At 60.2% G+C, this 16,716-nt stretch carries 14 protein-coding genes and 1 pseudogene; 5 read left to right on the top strand and 10 right to left on the bottom strand.

Annotated elements, in window-relative coordinates; all coding sequences use genetic code 11:
- Nucleotides 1-54 precede the first annotated feature (54 nt).
- Nucleotides 55-1,356, top strand: coding sequence for a serine/threonine transporter (locus ACYZT7_RS05990; RefSeq protein WP_462040317.1), 1,302 nt, complete (start codon nucleotides 55-57; stop codon nucleotides 1,354-1,356).
- A 217-nt stretch (nucleotides 1,357-1,573) separates the two neighbouring features.
- Nucleotides 1,574-1,891, top strand: a complete 318-nt coding sequence (locus ACYZT7_RS05985) for a DUF3509 domain-containing protein (RefSeq protein WP_462040316.1) — start codon at nucleotides 1,574-1,576, stop codon at nucleotides 1,889-1,891.
- On the opposite strand, the gene ACYZT7_RS05980 is transcribed toward ACYZT7_RS05985, so the two are convergent.
- The gene (locus tag ACYZT7_RS05980; RefSeq protein WP_462040315.1) at nucleotides 1,888-2,388 is read right to left on the bottom strand and encodes a phosphate-starvation-inducible protein PsiE; all 501 of its coding nucleotides are present in this window, start codon (nucleotides 2,386-2,388) and stop codon (nucleotides 1,888-1,890) included. The two genes, ACYZT7_RS05985 and ACYZT7_RS05980, sit on opposite strands and share 4 nt — an antisense overlap.
- Before the next feature lie 290 nt (nucleotides 2,389-2,678).
- Here ACYZT7_RS05980 and ACYZT7_RS05975 point away from each other — a divergent pair.
- Nucleotides 2,679-2,933: pseudogene (locus tag ACYZT7_RS05975) on the top strand (YebG family protein); the annotation flags it as partial.
- 141 nt (nucleotides 2,934-3,074) lie between these two features.
- Here ACYZT7_RS05975 and ACYZT7_RS05970 read toward each other — a convergent pair.
- From ACYZT7_RS05970 to ACYZT7_RS05955, 4 genes are all read right to left on the bottom strand, one after another.
- The gene (locus tag ACYZT7_RS05970; RefSeq protein WP_462040314.1) at nucleotides 3,075-4,184 is read right to left on the bottom strand and encodes a dihydrolipoamide acetyltransferase family protein; all 1,110 of its coding nucleotides are present in this window, start codon (nucleotides 4,182-4,184) and stop codon (nucleotides 3,075-3,077) included.
- A gap of 16 nt (nucleotides 4,185-4,200) precedes the next feature.
- A complete protein-coding gene (locus tag ACYZT7_RS05965; RefSeq protein WP_462040313.1) occupies nucleotides 4,201-5,187 on the bottom strand; it encodes an alpha-ketoacid dehydrogenase subunit beta in 987 nt (328 codons plus the stop codon).
- Nucleotides 5,180-6,274: a pyruvate dehydrogenase (acetyl-transferring) E1 component subunit alpha gene (pdhA, locus tag ACYZT7_RS05960; RefSeq protein WP_462040312.1), complete on the bottom strand. Its 1,095-nt coding sequence runs from the start codon at nucleotides 6,272-6,274 to the stop codon at nucleotides 5,180-5,182. The genes ACYZT7_RS05965 and pdhA overlap by 8 nt, the downstream gene beginning before the upstream one ends.
- Before the next feature lie 114 nt (nucleotides 6,275-6,388).
- Nucleotides 6,389-7,408, bottom strand: a complete 1,020-nt coding sequence (locus tag ACYZT7_RS05955; protein WP_462040311.1) for a Glu/Leu/Phe/Val dehydrogenase family protein — start codon at nucleotides 7,406-7,408, stop codon at nucleotides 6,389-6,391.
- 183 nt (nucleotides 7,409-7,591) lie between these two features.
- Here ACYZT7_RS05955 and ACYZT7_RS05950 point away from each other — a divergent pair, with 183 nt between their 5' ends.
- Entirely contained in the window at nucleotides 7,592-8,395 is an 804-nt protein-coding gene (locus ACYZT7_RS05950; RefSeq protein ID WP_462040310.1) for a SirB1 family protein, read from the top strand.
- 23 nt (nucleotides 8,396-8,418) lie between these two features.
- Here the strand turns inward: ACYZT7_RS05950 and maiA are convergent, their stop codons facing one another.
- From maiA to hmgA, 3 genes are read right to left on the bottom strand one after another with little or no spacing between them, the layout of a single operon-like run.
- The gene (gene maiA / locus ACYZT7_RS05945; protein WP_462040309.1) at nucleotides 8,419-9,054 is read right to left on the bottom strand and encodes a maleylacetoacetate isomerase; all 636 of its coding nucleotides are present in this window, start codon (nucleotides 9,052-9,054) and stop codon (nucleotides 8,419-8,421) included.
- An 11-nt stretch (nucleotides 9,055-9,065) separates the two neighbouring features.
- The gene (gene fahA / locus ACYZT7_RS05940; protein WP_462040308.1) at nucleotides 9,066-10,370 is read right to left on the bottom strand and encodes a fumarylacetoacetase; all 1,305 of its coding nucleotides are present in this window, start codon (nucleotides 10,368-10,370) and stop codon (nucleotides 9,066-9,068) included.
- A gap of 3 nt (nucleotides 10,371-10,373) precedes the next feature.
- Nucleotides 10,374-11,678 carry a homogentisate 1,2-dioxygenase gene (gene hmgA / locus ACYZT7_RS05935; RefSeq protein ID WP_462040307.1) on the bottom strand — a complete coding sequence of 435 codons (1,305 nt, stop codon included), beginning with the start codon at nucleotides 11,676-11,678 and terminating at the stop codon, nucleotides 10,374-10,376.
- Between the two features lie 165 nt (nucleotides 11,679-11,843).
- Here hmgA and ACYZT7_RS05930 point away from each other — a divergent pair, with 165 nt between their 5' ends.
- Nucleotides 11,844-12,647 (top strand): IclR family transcriptional regulator, encoded by an 804-nt coding sequence (locus tag ACYZT7_RS05930; RefSeq protein ID WP_462040306.1) that lies wholly within the window; start codon nucleotides 11,844-11,846, stop codon nucleotides 12,645-12,647.
- On the opposite strand, the gene ACYZT7_RS05925 is transcribed toward ACYZT7_RS05930, so the two are convergent.
- Together ACYZT7_RS05925 and ACYZT7_RS05920 are read right to left on the bottom strand one after the other, a co-directional pair.
- Nucleotides 12,636-15,191 carry a LuxR C-terminal-related transcriptional regulator gene (locus tag ACYZT7_RS05925; protein ID WP_462040305.1) on the bottom strand — a complete coding sequence of 852 codons (2,556 nt, stop codon included), beginning with the start codon at nucleotides 15,189-15,191 and terminating at the stop codon, nucleotides 12,636-12,638. The two genes, ACYZT7_RS05930 and ACYZT7_RS05925, sit on opposite strands and share 12 nt — an antisense overlap.
- Before the next feature lie 141 nt (nucleotides 15,192-15,332).
- Nucleotides 15,333-16,700, bottom strand: a complete 1,368-nt coding sequence (locus ACYZT7_RS05920; RefSeq protein ID WP_462040304.1) for a DUF1329 domain-containing protein — start codon at nucleotides 16,698-16,700, stop codon at nucleotides 15,333-15,335.
- Nucleotides 16,701-16,716: the final 16 nt, after the last annotated feature.

Here is a 16,716-nt window from a genome sequence, read left to right as displayed (position 1 = left end):
ATTCCCTGACCGTTTCGCGTGAGCCCGAGCAAGAACAATAACGAGGCGATACCGATGACCGATGTACGTACACCTGCTGCCGATAATCCTGCTGTAGACCTCAAACGCGACACCGCAACATCCACCAAAGGCTGGAGCAAACACGACACCACCTGGATGCTTGGCCTCTACGGCACAGCGATTGGCGCCGGCACGCTGTTCCTGCCGATCAACGCCGGGGTCGGTGGTTTCTGGCCCTTACTGATTCTGGCGGTGCTGGCGTTTCCGATGACGTTCTTCGCCCACCGCGGCCTGACCCGCTTCGTGTTGTCCGGGCATTCCGGGGACATCACCGAAGTGGTGGAAGAACACTTCGGCATCGGCGCCGGCAAGCTGATCACGCTGCTGTATTTCTTCGCGATCTTCCCGATTCTGCTGGTGTACAGCGTGGCGCTGACCAACACTCTGAGCAGCTTCATGGAGCATCAGCTGCACATTGCTCCGCCACCGCGGGCGATTTTGTCGCTGGGCTTGATCCTCGGCCTGATGGCGATCGTGCGTTGCGGCCAGGGCGTCATCGTCAAATGCATGAGCGTGCTGGTTTATCCATTCGTCGCGGCGTTGCTGCTGCTCGGTTTCAGCCTGATCCCGAACTGGAATGGCGCGTTCGTCGCCACCGCCAGTGAAGGGATGCCGATGCCGTTGTTCTTCAAAACGCTGTGGCTGGCGATCCCCGTGATGGTGTTCTCGTTTAACCATTCGCCGATCATTTCCGCCTTCGCCGTCGATCAGAAACAACGTTACGGCGAGCAGGCCGAGCGCAAGAGCAGCGGCATCCTCGCCATCTCCCACGCGATGATGGTGGTGACAGTGATGTTCTTCTGCTTCAGCTGTGTGATGGCCCTGTCCCCGGCTGATTTGGCGGCGGCGAAGGCGCAAAACATCTCAATCCTGTCGTATCTGGCCAACCACTTCCAGACCCCGGTCATCGCTTACGCGGCGCCGTTGATTGCGCTGGTGGCGATCACCAAATCCTTCCTCGGCCATTACATAGGCGCCAGCGAAGGCTTTCAGGGCCTGATCGTGAAAAGCCTGCGCGGCCGTGGCCGGGTGATGTCGGCGAGCTGGCTGAACCGCGTGACCGCGCTGTTCATGATCCTCAGCTGCTGGGCCGTGGCGACCTTCAACCCGAGCATCCTCGGCATGATCGAAACCCTCGGCGGGCCGATCATTGCGTGCCTGTTGTTCCTGATGCCGATGTACGCCATCCGCCGTGTGCCGGCCTTGCGCCAGTACTCGGGTCAGGCCTCGAACGTGTTCGTGGTGCTGATCGGTTTGATTGCACTGTCTGCGATCATCTATTCATTCATGCCCTGAAACGTGCAGAAAAAAAGAAGGCGGGCCTCGGTGCCCACCTCTTTCTTGCCGTGTCTATTGTTCGACCATTTTTCCGGCATGCCCCTTGCTACGTCACTGCTGAGGCAAAAAGGACTTTTTAACATCTCAGCGAACGGCCTGCCGATGGTCTGGTACTGCGAACCAACCCGATAACGGCCGGTCAACAACTGCACGTTCAATCAGGCGGTGACGCATCATGGACAACCCTTTTCAGCTCATTACCGATGCCTTTGCACCGGATTATCAGATCAACCTGAGCATTCAGGGTCTGGATGGCCGCATCATGCTGACCCTCTCCAACAGCGGCCGCGTGGTCGCCAAACGGATGATCAGCGCCGAACAACGCAACGACCCCCAGCGCCTCAAACGCCTGGTGCAAAGCATCCAATTCGGCATCGCCATCGAACAGGGCCACAGCGCCGTGGCCATCCTCGAAGCCATGACCGACGGCGACAATCACACCCTGCCGCCGCCACACGTCAAGGGCCACAGCCGGCCAGCCATGGGGCTTTAAATCTCGCCCTTCTCGACGTCGGAATGCTCACCGGAGCCCGCGCCAACCTTGCGTTGCGGGTGCTCGATCTTCACTGAGGGAAATTGCGACGAGGCGTAACGCACCACCAGAATCGCAAACGCCAGCAGAAGAATCCCGCCGCACAGGTAGATGATGCCCAGGTCCGGCGGATTGTGGTGCGAGACGTTGGAGATCAGCAGTCGCGTCAGCGCGGTGATCGCCACGTAGATCAGGAAACGCACCGGCATGTGGTTGGTCTTGAAGTAAATCCCGACCATCGCCCCCAGTTCCAGGTAGATGAACAGCAGCAAGATGTCATCGATCTTGATGTGCCCTTCTTCGATCATCCCCAGAAATTCCATCACCGCCGCCCACGCGGTGACTGCACCGATGGCAAACAGCGCCAGGTAGTGGAAGGTCTCGACGAACAGGTTGCCCAGGGACTCGGCCAGTTGGTGCACGTTCTGCCGCAGGTTCTCGGCCCAGTTGATTTTCACGATGATTCTTCCTTAGCTCGGTTCGAGCGGATGATGCGGGTTTGACGTGACGGTTGTTCTGCATGCAGAAAAAAGGCCAGGGGCGCCTGCCACATGATGGCGAGATGCTCTAAAACGCGCTCCGTGGCGTTTGGTCGCACCCGGTGGGGCTGATCGGGCTGACAAACCCTGATTTCGGTCTACATTAAAAAGCCACTACCCAAAGCGCAGGGATTCGCTTATCCTTTTCGCTGTATATAAATACAGTGGTCGAATAAGACAACTTAATGTGAAGGCATGTGAGGTGGTGAATGGCCGTCGAAGTGGTATACCGCAGCAGCCGAGATCTGGAGCGCTTGTTCATGGATAAAGCCGAAGCTGACCGTCATGACAAAATGCTCGAACTGGCCGAGTTACTGGCTGAAGTGTTGCAAAAAGCCGTTCCGTCCCTGACCGAACAGCAAGTGGAAGAAGCCGGGATCTACATGGCGAAGAATCGCGATGTGTTCGCCAAGGCGTTCAAGAGCCAGCCGGACGCGTTGTCCGAATTGCTCAATGCGCCTGCTGAAGTCGCTGAACCTGTTGAAGTGGCGGACGCTGAGCCGACCAAGCCAGCTAAAGCCCCCAAGGCTGCCAAGTAAGCAATACCCGAATTGAATAGGCCCTGAGTCAAATGACTCAGGGCCTTTTTCATGCCTGCGAAAAACTTAAGCGTCGGGTTGTTCCAGCGCCTCGACCAGCGCCTTGAAGAAACGCGCCGCCTCACCGCCGGTCACCACGCGATGATCGAAGGTCAGGGACAGCGGCAGGACCGGATGCACCACCACCGCGCCGTCGACCGCCACCGGTTCGTCACGAATCGCGCCTGCGGCCAGGATCGCCACTTGCGGTGGCACCACCACCGGGTTGGCGTAGCGGCCGAACAAGGTGCCGAAATTCGACAACGTCAGGGTCGCCCCCATCATTTCCTTGGGCGGGATCGATCGCGCCTGCACATCGGCCCTTAATCGCATGACCCCTTCCTTCAAATCAGCCGAGGTGCGATGACCGACATCGCGCAGCACTGGCACAAAAAGGCCGTCCGGGGTGTCCACGGCGATGCCCAGATCGAGCCGTTCGTGCTGTTTGAGCGACAGGCTTTTGCCGTCGAAGGCGCTGTTGAGCACCGGTTCCACGGCGCACGCTGCCGCCATCGCCTTGGCGAGACGAATCAGCGGTTCGCGTGCCTGACCCCAGCGATGCAGATCGGCATCACCGAAAATCGTCACGGGCACGACTTCGGCGTGGGACCGAGCCATGTTCAGCGCCATGCTGCGCCGCACACCGCGCAATCGGTCGCCGCCGAAGCGATCCAGTTCAGTTTGAGCCGCGTTTTCCACATCCGTACGTGTGATCAGTCCCTCGTGGCCAGAGCCCGTCAACCCGCTCAACTGCACGCCAAGTTGCCGAGCCAGTTGCCGCACGGCCGGCGTGGCGCGAGGCGCGAGGTGCTCTCGGGTCGAGGGGGCAGCCCCAATGAAAAACGAATCATCCTGACTGCTGCCGCCACCTTCGAGTCGCCCCACTACTGTGCCCGCGTCCGCTTCGCCTTCGTAACCGAGCAGTGGTTCACCGACGTGAATGATGTCGCCCTCACCGCCGTAGAGCTTCGCCACCACGCCGTCGTACGGCGCGGGAATTTCCACCAAGGCTTTGGCGGTTTCCACCGACACCAGCAACTGGTCAGCCTTGACCGCATCGCCAACGTTGACGTGCCAGCGGACGATTTCCGCCTCCTGCAAACCCTCGCCCAGATCCGGCAGTTTGAAATATTTCATCGCAGCCTCCTTGGGTTCAGGCGAAGTGCAGTACGTTGTCGCAAGCCTGAAGAATGTCCTCGACGTTGGGCATGTAGAGCGATTCCAGTCGATACAGCGGCGGTGGAATGTCCGGCGCGGTAACCCGCTGGATCGGTGCCTGCAATTCCAGCAACACCCTTTCGTAGAGGCTCGCGGCGATTTCCGCGCCGACGCCGCAGGAGCGCGGCGCTTCATGAACGATCACGCAACGACCGGTCTTGCGCACCGAGGCTTCCAGGGTGTCGAGGTCCAGCGGCTTGATAGTCGCGACATCGATCACTTCCGCCGAGACGCCCCGCTCGGCCAATGCGGTAGCGGCTTGCAGGGTTTCCATCACACAGGCGCCCCAGCTGATCAGCGTGATGTCACTGCCTTCGCGCAGGGTGAAACAGCTGTCCAGCGGCAGGCGCTTGCCATCGTCCAACAGAGGTTGCGGGTTCATGCGATAGAGCCGGGTCGGTTCGAGAAACACCACCGGATCAGGGTCATCGATGGCCGCCAGCAACAAGCCATAGGCCCGGGCCGGCGATGACGCAATCACCACCCGCAAACCCGGAATGTGCGCGAACAGTGCTTCAGTGCTTTCGCTGTGGTGTTCCGGTGCGCGAATCCCTGCCCCCATCGGTGTGCGCATGACCATCGGGCAAGTGATCCGCCCTCGAGTGCGATTACGCATGCGACTGGCGTGGGACACCAGGTGCTCCATGGCCGCGTAGATGAAGCCCATGAACTGGATTTCCACCACCGGTTTCAGACCTTGGGCGGCCATGCCCACAACCAGTCCGCCGAGCATGGTTTCGGCCAGCGGCGAGTCAATAACCCGCTTGAAGCCGAAGCTGTCGCGCAGCCCTTGAGTTGCGCGAAACACGCCGCCGTTCACCCCGACGTCTTCACCGAGGACAATGACGTTTTCGTCTTCGCTCATGGCCCGATGCAGCGCCAGGTTCACCGCTTCCAGCAACGTGACTTTGCCGTTACTCATGGCTCGAATCTCCCGCGCGACGCGCCGCCCTTTCGAGCAACTCTTCACGCTGCCCGGCGAGGGACTTCGGCCATTGGGCGTAGACGTGATCCATGACCGATTCGGGCGCCTGCGTACCCGCCGCTTCGAAGTTATCCACAGCGCGCTGCACCAGGTCCTGGCATTCGCTGATCAGCGCCTGCTCGCGGCCTTCGTCCCAGACGCCCTGCCCGACCATGAAACGTTGCAGGCGTTTGACCGGTTCTTCGAGCCAGGCCTGCTTGACCTCGTCCGCCGGCCGGTAGCGCGTGGCATCGTCGGCGGTGGTGTGGTCGCCGAGACGGTAGCTCAGGCATTCCAGCAACACCGGGCCTTTACCGTGGCGTGCCCGTTCGAGGGCTGCGTGTACTCGGTCGTAAACCGCGAGCATGTCATTGCCGTCGACTTGCTCGCCATGGAATCCGGCACCGATGGCTTTCTGTGCCAGGGTCGGGGCGCCGCACTGAATCCGTCGTGGTACCGAGATCGCCCATTGGTTGTTGTTGACCACGAACACCACCGGCAACTGCCAGGCGCCGGCGACGTTGAGGGCTTCTAGGAAATCGCCTTTGCTGGTGGCGCCGTCGCCACAGGTGGTGACGGCGGCCCGATGCTCACCGCGGATTTTAAAGGCGCTGGCGACGCCGCAGGCATGCAAGGCCTGGGTAGCAATCGGTACACAGATCGGGAAGTCCTGAGCCGCCGCCGGTTCAGCAAAGTCGCTGCCGCGTTCGTCGCCACCCCAGTACAGGAGGATTTCTTCCATGCGCACCCCACGCATCAACTGCACGGCGGTGTCACGGTAATACGGCACCAGCACATCTTCGGCGTGCATCACGCTGCCGACGGCGACGCCAATGGCTTCCTGGCCCAATGTCGGCGCATAAGTGCCGATGCGCCCGGTGCGTTGCAGGGCGACGGCTTTCTGATCAAAAAGACGGGTCAGGACCATCTGCCGATAGAGGCGCGTCAGCAAATTGAAATCGTCGGCCCAGGCAGGAAGATCGCCGAGCAATTGGCCGTCAGGGGATAAAAATCGGGTGTAAGGCAGCTCAACCTTGTGAACCATCCCAGGGACTCCTGGCACGCCTCGTCAGCGTGCGTCAATCAAGCCTGACGCTTGTGGCGCCAGGCCTTGGGAGCAAGTCTGCCGGATAGGCCCTCACTCCTTCATCGGTTCACTTCATCGATACAGCACTTTCTCCGCCAATTCGTCTGCCACTCGGGCCGGCGAGCGTTTTTCCGCCTGAGCATGGGCGAAGACTTCGGTCAGCCGTGAGCTGATTTTCGACAGGTGTGCGGTGATGGTCGTGAGCTCTTCGCCGCGGTGTTTGAGCGAAACGTAGATCAGGCCGCCGGAATTGATCACGTAATCCGGCGCATACAGAATCCCCCGCCGTTCCAGTTGATCGGCGACTTCCAGATGGGTCAATTGGTTGTTCGCCGAACCGGCGACCGCTGCACAGCGCAGTTGCGTCACGCTGTGGCTGTTGAGCACACCGCCCAAACCGCAGGGCGCGAGGATGTCGCAGGGCGTACTGAGCAGCGCGTCATTGGCAATCGGGTGAGCGCCGAGCTGCTCCATCGCCAGCTGCACCTTGCCGTGATCGATGTCACTGACCAGCAGTTCGGCTCCGGCGGCGTGCAGCTGTTCGGCGAGGGCATAGCCGACGTTGCCCAAGCCTTGAATGGCCACTCGCAGGCCTTCGAGATTATCGCTGCCCAGACGGGCCATAGCGGTGGCGCGGATGCCGGCAAATACACCCATCGCCGCGTGCGGTGCAGGGTCGCCCGCGGAGGTGGTGCTGGTGACGTGTTGGGTCTGTTGGGCAATGCAATCCATGTCCGCCACCGAGGTGCCGCTGTCGATGGCGGTGATGTAACGGCCGTCGAGTTGATTGATGCAGCGCCCGAAGGCTTCGAACAGCGCGGCGCGGTTTTCCACATGGATCGGGCGGACAATCACCGCAACGCCGCCACCCTGAGCCAGGCCAGCCAACGCCGCCTTGTAACTCATGCCTTGGGCGAGACGCACTGCATCCTCGACGGCGGACTCGTCGCTGGGATAGGCAAGGTAACGACACCCACCCAGGGCAGGCCCCAGACGGCTGTTATGAATGGCAATCACCGCCTTCAACCCGGTGACCGAGTCAACGCTCAGATGCAGGGATTCAAGGCGAGTGCTTTGCATGAGAGCGAACATCGTAGGGCTCCCGAATCACTTCTTGTAGTCGCCAGTATAGGCTTGCGCCCAAAAATTGCAGAAGCGCACGGGAATAAGCGTCGTCGCCATGCAGACTTTCGGACATAACCTGAATGCACCTGTGTGCGGCACTGGACGAATGCCCAAGACGGGGCTAAAACGAGGCATTCCCCGGAGATTTTGATGACCCCGCGCCAACGCTTCTTCGACTGCCTGCAACGTTCACCGCCCGCGCTGTTCGAGGCGGCGCTATGGATTGCGGTCGAACACGATAAAGAGGTGAATCCCGAAGCGGTTCTGGCAGGCTTCAAGAGCCTGCAACAGCGCGTCAGCTATGGATTGCCGATGTTGCCGGTGAGCGAACTGGCCCAGCCGTTGTTACGTCGTATGAATGACTTGGGATTTGCCCAGGACGACTTCACGCCATTACGTGCGCACGTCGCGCTGATCAATCACGTGCTGGAACGCCGGCGTGGGCAGCCGCTGAGTCTGGGATTAATTGCCCTGGAACTGGCCAAAGGTCTGGAGATCCCCATGGTCGGGGTCAACTTCCCTGGGCATTTTCTGCTGCGAGTACCGGGCGCCGATCACCTGCTGGACCCGTGCGGCGGGCGTCGTTTGTACCCCAACGACTGCCGGGAATTGCTGCAACGCCAGTACGGCCCGAACATGAAGCTCAGCGCCGAGCATTTGCTCACCGCCGAGCCTGTGCAAATGCTGCAGCGGCTGTCGCGCAATCTGCGTCAGTTACACCTTTCTCACGATGACTACATCGGCGCCCTGATCGACGCCGAACGGGTGCTGGAACTGGGCAACGCCAGTGCCGCCGACTACCTGGCCCGGGCCAGTCTCTATCAACGGCTGGACTGCCCGAACGCTGAGCGCTTTGACCTGGAGCATGCGCTGCTGCTCAGTGACGACCCGATCCAGCGGATTCGCCTGACTGAGCGGCTGGGGCATTTGCCGCCTAACTCCATCGTCCATTAAAAGCAAAAGATCTTGTTTCTGACTTAGGGAGTGTCTGGTTGGTTCGCCGGATGCGCCTTGATGAACGCCGGATGTGTGGCTGCCAACGCCGCCACTCGACGAATCCGCGGATACGCCTCAAGTGAAACGCTGAAGCGCTCCGCCGCATATAACTGCGGGATCAGGTAAACATCCGCCAGCCCAGGCGTCGGACCAAAGCAATAACCCTCATCGCCGATCAACTGCTCCACCGTCGCCAACCCTTGACTGATCCAGTGCCCGATCCACTCCACCACGTGCGGTTCATCGTGCCCCAACTGACGCAGCTTGTTGAGCACGCTGACGTTGTGCAGCGGATGCACATCGCAACCAATCACCGACGCCACGCCACGCTCATGGGCGCGAGCGGCGAGGTCTTTGGACAGCAGCGGCACCTGTGGATAACGTTCCTCCAGGTACTCGATGATCGCCGGCGACTGAATAATTAGCTCACCTTCATCAGTGCGCAAGGCCGGCACCCGGCCTTGCGGGTTAACGGCGAGATATGGCGGCTGTCGATGTTCGCCACCTGGCGGCGCGATCAGGTTGATCGGCAGCGCCTGGTAATCCAGCCCCTTGAGCGCCAGCGCGATACGCACGCGGTAGGACGAAGTCGAACGGTAGTAGGTATAGAGTTCCATGACCGATCCTCTTAGCGCGCCGGCAGCACTTTACCGCGGCATTCACCAAAACCGATGGAGGCAAAACCGTCGCGAATGCAACGAGCCCGCAGGATGATTTCGTCGCCGTCCTCAAGGAACTTACGCACCTCGCCGGACGCCAGTTCGATCGGCTTTTTACCGCCCTCGGTGATTTCCAGCAGGCTGCCGAACTGACCATTTTGTGGGCCCGACAAAGTGCCCGAACCGAACAGGTCGCCGGCCTGCAACTGGCAGCCGTTGACGCTGTGGTGCGCGACCATTTGCGCCACGGTCCAGTACATGTGTTGGGTGTTGCTCAGGGTCAGGCGATGGGCCGGCAGGTTCTGCTCGCGCATGGCCTCGGTGAGCAACAGCACTTCCAGTTCGATGTCGAAGGCGCCAGCGGCCTGATCGCGCTTGTCGAGCAGGTACGGCAGCGGCTGCGGATCGCCTTCCGGACGTGCAGGTTGAGCACGACGGAACGGCTCCAGCGCTTCGGCAGTCACCACCCACGGCGAGATGCTGGTGATAAAGCTTTTCGACAGGAACGGCCCCAGCGGCTGGTATTCCCAGGCCTGGATGTCCCGCGCGGACCAGTCGTTGAGCAGGCAGAAACCGGCGATGTGATCGGCGGCGTCACCGATGGCGATCGAGTCGCCCATGTCGTTGCCTTGGCCGATCCAGATCCCCAGTTCCAGCTCATAGTCCAGACGTGCGCACGGACCAAACGTCGGCTCGGTCTGACCGGCCGGCAAGGTCTGGCCTTTCGGACGACGAACGTCAGTGCCGGATGGGCGAATGGTCGAGGCACGGCCGTGGTAGCCGATCGGCACGTATTTGTAGTTCGGCAGCAGCGGGTTGTCCGGACGGAACAGTTTGCCGACGTTCTGCGCGTGCTCGATGCCGACGTAGAAGTCGGTGTAGTCGTTGATTTTCGCCGGCAGGTGCATCTCGCAATTCGCCGCCAGTGGCAGCAGTTTTGCGCCTTGGGCTTCTATCTTGCCGTGCAGGGTGCTGCCTTCTTTGAACAGTTCCAGCAGGCGTTCGCGCAGGGCAACGCGAGCCTCGCGGCCCAGTTCGAAAAACGCATTCAGCAGACCGCCACGGGTGGCCTCGACTGCCGCTTTCGCCGCTCCGTCGAACAAACCGGCGTCCAGTGCTGCTTCGAGGTCAAAGATGTGTTCGCCGATGGCCACGCCGCTACGGGGTACGGAGCCCTTCACGCTGAACACGCCCAGCGGCAGGTTTTGCAGCGGGAAATCGGTATGGCCGTTGGCGGAGGCAACCCAGCTACGAGTGATGGAAGTCTGAGTCATGGATTATCTCCGGGTCGGGTCGAAAGTGGCGGGCAGCGTGGCCCAGCAAGCATCGTAGTTGTTTTGCAGTTGCGGGCAATCCAGCGCGAAACGACTCGGGCGCAGCACCTGGCTGGTCTCGAACATGAAGGCCATGGTGTTGTCGATTTTCGCTGGCGCGAGTTCGGCGTTGATCGCCTTGGTGCAGGTTTCGCCATCCGGGCCGTGAGCGCTCATGCAACTGTGCAAGGACGCACCGCCGGGCACGAAGCCTTCGGCCTTGGCATCGTACTCGCCCTTGATCAGGCCCATGAATTCGTTCATCAGATTGCGGTGGAACCACGGTGGACGGAAGGTTTTCTCGGCCACCATCCAGCGTGGCGGGAAGATCACGAAGTCCAGATTGGCCAGACCGTGGACGCTGGTCGGCGACGTCAGGACAGTGAAGATCGATGGATCCGGGTGGTCGAAACTGATCGTGCCGATGGTGTTGAAGCGACGCAGGTCATATTTGTACGGCACGTTATTGCCGTGCCAGGCGACCACGTTCAGCGGCGAATGATCAAGCTCGCAACCCCACAACTGGCCGAGGAATTTCTGCACCAGCGTGGTTGGTTGTTTGAGGTTTTCGTAATGGGCGACCGGGGTCAGGAAGTCCCGCGCGTTGGCCAGGCCATTGCTGCCAATCGGCCCCAGATCCGGCAGACGCAGCGGCGCGCCGTGGTTCTCGGCAATGTAGCCGCGAGCTTGTGGGTCGAGCAGTTCGACGCGAAATTTCAGACCGCGCGGCAGCACGGCGATTTCCAGTGGCTCCAGTTCCAGCACGCCCAATTCGGTCGCAATGCGCAAGCGCCCCAGCTCCGGTACCAGCAGCAGTTCGCCATCGGCGTTGAAAAACACGCGCTCCATGGAGCGGTTGGCGCGGTAGCTATAGATGCTGATCCCGGCCGGTTTTTCCGCACCCGAGTTGGCGGCCATGCTCACCAGCCCGTCGATGAAATCGGTGGGTTCGCTCGGAATATCCAGCGGGTTCCAGCGCAGACGATTGGGGGTCACTTCCCCCAACGGGCCGCCAGCCAGTTGCCGATCCAGTTTGACGAACGCAGGGTGGTTGGCCGACGGCTGAATGCGGTACATCCAGGTGCGCCGCGCTTCGCTGCGAGCCATGGTGAACGCGGTGCCGGAGAACAGTTCGGTATAGAGACCGTACGGGGCTTTTTGCGGGGAGTTCTGGCCGACGGGCAGTGCGCCGGGCAACGCTTCGCTGCTGAATTCGTTGCCGAAGCCGGACTGATAAGCCAGCGCTGGCGCCGTTGAATCGAGGTTCATGGAGCCTCCTGAACAGGAAGTAGGCAATGGCCTGTCGCTCCATTCAAGAGGTCTCGGCACGCCCGGGTTATTTTTATCGTAATTAGATTACGCATAACGTAATTTGATTGGTATTGACCGTCAAGCTATAAAGACGCCCATTCGTCCCGGGATCAAACCGCCTCCATGGAAACGCCGCGCAGCAACGATAAACAGAAAGTCCGCTCGGCCGAGGTCGGCACTGACATCCTCAAGGCCTTGGCCGAGTTGTCACCATCGACTTCACTGTCGCGCCTGGCTGAACACGTGCAGATGCCGGCCAGTAAGGTTCATCGCTATTTGCAGGCACTGATTGCCAGTGGTTTCGCTGAACAGAATGCTGCCACCAACCATTACGGTCTGGGCCGCGAGGCCTTGCGCGTCGGTCTCGCCGCACTCAACAGTATGGACGTGCTGAAAGTCGGCGCCCTGCCCCTGGCCGAGCTGCGCGATGAACTGAACGAAACCTGCTTTTTGGCGGTGTGGGGGAATCAGGGCGCAACCGTGGTGCATATCGAACCGGCAGTCCGCGCGGTGACGGTGGTGACGCAATTGGGCTCGGTGTTGCCGTTGCTCAGTTCATCCACCGGTCTGGTGTTCGGCGCGTACTTGCCCAAACGCGAAACCGTGGACTTGCGCGAGCAGGAATTGCAAAGCAGCTCGCCCCATGCGCTGGCGGACGATCAAGCCTATGCAGCGTTGTGCGAACAGATCCGCGAACGCGGTCTGCATCACGTGCATGGTTTGCTGATGCCGGGGGTCGATGCGTTGTCTGCTCCCGTATTCAATGCGGTCGGGAATGTAGCGGCGGTCATGACCATTGTTGGCCCGGCCTCATTGTTTCACGCAGACGAAAACGGCCCGGCGGCGCAGCGATTGTTGGCGGCGACGCGAGCCGTGAGTTGGCGGATGGGGTATCAATCGACGCGCCCAGCTGAACTATCCCAATAGCCCCATCCCCTTGGCCTTCGCGACAGCCTGGGTCCTGCGTTCAACGCCTAACTTGCCGTGAATGCGCCGAGCATGCGTTTTGACGGTGTGTAGCGAAATAAACAGCTGTTCGGCGATTTGTTGATTGGAATTACCCAGCGCAATCAACTTGAGCACTTCAACTTCGCGCTGACTGAGCGGGTTGTTATCACCCGCCTGCTCAATGCTTTCAAGACAAGGTTCGGCAACGCCCAGAGCCGGCATCAAATCAGGCTGACGCAGTTGCAACTCGCGAAGAGCCTGTCGAACGCCACAGCGATCGACCAGGCTCAAGCCCCTGACTAAAGACGCCTTGGCGCCCACCGAATCGCCGTTCAACCATGCAATTTCGGCCCCGGCGAACAGCAGTTCGACTTCCAATGCCAGCATGGCCGACCGCTGCGACTGTTCGAGCAAAGGTGCGAGTTGACTCATCGGGTCTTTGGCCTGGTGCAGATACACCTGCGCCAACACCAGCAAGTATTCAATGCGCGCAATCAACATCAATGTCGCCGGTGGTGCCAGCCGCGCCAGTGGACCACGGTAGTGGCGCAGCACCCGGCTGAGCGCTTCATGAGCCAGTTCGGGGCGGCCCTGCTGTAGCCAGATTTGACTGCTGATTTGCAACAGCACACCGCGGTAAACGGTGTCGGGAATCTGCCGCTGCTGCATCAAGCGTTCGGCATCGCGTAGATGGACAAACGCTTGGGCGTAGTCGCGTCGATTAGCCGCCAGTTGAGCTTGGCCGAGAAAACCGTAAAGCACGCGTTTGTCGTGGCTGCGCAGGCAATCCTCCAGCCCTGCCTGAAAGAATGCCTCAGCGCGCTCATCGTGTCCCTGACACAAGGCAAGTCGACCGCGACGCAGCGCGATTCGCCCCAGCAACGGAACAGGTCGCTGAGCATGCTGACTCAGCATTTCAGAAATGTTCGCGAGCAAGCTTTCGGCACGTTGAGGCGCCCCGCGCTGCTCCAGCAATTGCGCGTGATCAAGCTCCAGCAACCCTTCGAATACCAGCGAGCCTTGCGCTCGCGCCAGGCATAACGCCTCACGGTTAATGGCCTGCGCTACATCGAGTTCGCCCCGTAACAGAGCCTGTTGCGTCAAACCCGACTGGCACATCAAGCGCACGGGCCAGAGGTCAGGAGCGAGCACGGTCAGCGCCTCGAGGAAATGCGCGCGCGAACCCTCTATGCGCCCCTGCAAATGCAGTAACCAGCCTTGCTGAGCCTGCCAGCGCGCGATCAATTGCCGCTGAAGGAACGCCGACGGCTGAGGGGTGAATCGGGACAAATGTTCGATGCAATTGGCCGCTTGCTCGAATCGACCGGCAAACAGCAAGGCTGCGGTGATCAGTCCGACCAGTTGCGGCGACCCGAACATCAGCTCCTCGCCCTGCTGCTCATGCAAACGCAACAACAGCACCACGGTCTGTTCCTCGAACAGATGCTCGAAACTGAAATGCTGCAACAGGCTGACCGCGACCTCGAACTCTTCAGCCAGCAGCGCTTGCTCAAAAGCGGCTTTCCAATCGAGTTCGGCCGCAAACCACTGGCAGGCAAGACGATGCCATGAGCGTCCCGCCGGCCATTGCTCTTCGTGCATCAACTGAGTAAGCGGGGGGAAAATCTGCAGCCAGTCTGCCGAATCCTGCCAAGGCTCTATAAAGCAACCCAGCTCCTGCAACGCCTGCAAGCATTGGGCCCCCTCACCCGCGCCAAACAGGTGGTCGCAAAGCCTTGCATTGAAGCGCGGCAAATGCGCGAGCACGCGCCAGGCTTCCGCCAGCTCTGGGGTGAGCGTGGTGAACAGTTCGTGCTCCAGGTAATCGAGCAAAGTGTTTGTTCGCCCCTGTAGTGTGTTGTTGTTTGACCAGTCACATTTTTGCAGCAGCGCAATCCGTACACCGGCGCACCAGCCGCCACTGCGCTGGATGATCTTGCCAGCGACGGTGTTTGCATCCGTGGGTGGCAGGTGGTGCAACAACCTTGCGACTTCAGCTTGATTGAACGCCAGCGTGGCGCGCTCGCACTCGTACAACTCATCATCGAGCAGCAAACGTGGCCAGTTGCATTGCGGGCGACGACGGGTGCCTAACCACCAGGTCAACATCGGGCTGCTGACCGTTAGCATGCGATCCAGCAGCAGGTCCAACTCGGGGTTCTGGACGCGGCAATAGTCATCGAGAAACAGCCAGGTCGCCGTCTTTGACCGCGCCAGATACTCCAGCAACGCGGGCTCATCCGACGAGTTCAGCCCCAGCGCCTGAGCCAACCGCTGCCGAAAATCGACCACATTGATCGGCGCTCCCACCAACGGCAACCAACAGACCTGACACTGCGCGGGCGCCTGCAACAGGCACTCGGCGAGCAGCGCACTTTTGCCACTACCGGCAGGCGCACAGAGCAATTTCACCCGCGCCGTCGATGCCAGTAACGGTTCGATCAACCGGTCGCGAGACAGGTGGTGGGAAGACAGACGGGGCAGGTGCCCAGGACGGTCCAGACACAGCGTCATGGCGGTCATAGTGGTGCGCCTTTTTATAGTTGTGGCGCCACCCTAGCCCTCTCTTTGCAGCTTGTTGAAGAAGTATTCAACACACTGATTGGCACCTATAAAAAAGGTGACCACGAGGTCACCTTTTTGTGTAGGAGCCTGTAAGACTGATTACCTCACCCCTGTACTCCGCAAGGCTGCCGGCGTGTAGTCCCCTGCTTTGGCATCGATGTTGAATTCGAAGCTGCGCCTCTCCTCGTTCTTCATCCCCAACGCAATGTAGCGACCGGCAATGAGGTCATACAGGGCTTCGACCGTATAGGCCGGAACCTGGTGGTCGTAGTAGAACTGAGCGTGACCTTCGGCCACACGCCATAGCTGACCGCGACCGTCGTAATGATCGGCCAGTGCCACCTGCCAACTGTCTTCGTCGATGTACATGTGACGCTTGGCATACACGTGCCGCTCGTTTGGCTTGACCGTGGCCACGATCTCCCAGACCCGGTGCAACTCATAGCGGGTCAGATCCTGATTGATATGCCCGGCCTTGATCACATCGGTGTACTTGAGGCTGGGCGAGTCGAGCTTGTAGCTGTTGTAAGGGATGTACATTTCTTTCTTGCCGACCAGCTTCCAGTCGTAGCGATCCGGTGCGCCGGAAAACATGTCGAAGTTGTCGGTGGTGCGCAGCCCGTCGGACGAGGTCCCCACACCGTCATAGGCCACTTGAGGCGCACGGCGCACACGTCGCTGGCCCGCGTTGTAAATCCAGGCCTTGCGCGGTTCCTTGACCTGATCGAGGGTCTCGTGAACCAGCAACACGTTACCCGCCAGGCGCGCAGGCGCGGTGACTTCCTGCTTGAAATAGCTGAGGACATTTTCATCGCTGCCCGGTTTAAAATCACCGAGCAACGAAGGTACCGCAACCTCGTCCTTGAATCGGATAACGGTGAAATCACCATTGGACTGAGGCGTTGCCTGGGTGATGGTGCGACGCAGGTTCCCGCCGTGATAACGGGTGATATGGTTCCAGATCACCTCGACACCGTTCTTCGGAATAGGAAAGGCGTAATAGCGGTTGCCGGTGAAATTGGCCAGACCGTTACCGTCGTTGATCGGCGTCACGTTCAGGGCGCTGCGCTTGGCCGACTCTTCGATGTCCGCTGGTACGGCCACGGTACGGTGGGTTGGATAAACCGGGATCTTGTAGGTCTCGGGGTAGCGTTTGAACATCGCTATCTGGCCATCGGAGAGCTTGTCCTTATATTTGTCGACCGTCGCCGCGGTGATGGTAAACAGCAGCTTTTCATTGGCAAACGGGTCAGCCAGGAAACCTTTACTGTCCACGGCACCGGCGTTTTTCGGGATGCCTCCGGTCCAGGCCGGGATCGAGCCATCGGCATTGCCGGCCTTCTCGCCGCCCAACGGCGTAAGGCTGGTGCCGAGTTTGTTCGCTTCTTCCGGCGACACCGTCGCCATCACGTTGGCAGCCAACAGGCTCAGGGCCAGGGCACCGCATTGCAGAATCATCTTGTGCATTAAAGTCATCCTTCTC

This window comes from Pseudomonas sp. RT4P38 (assembly GCF_054897765.1).
This window is presented reverse-complemented; position numbering and strand designations above follow the sequence as displayed.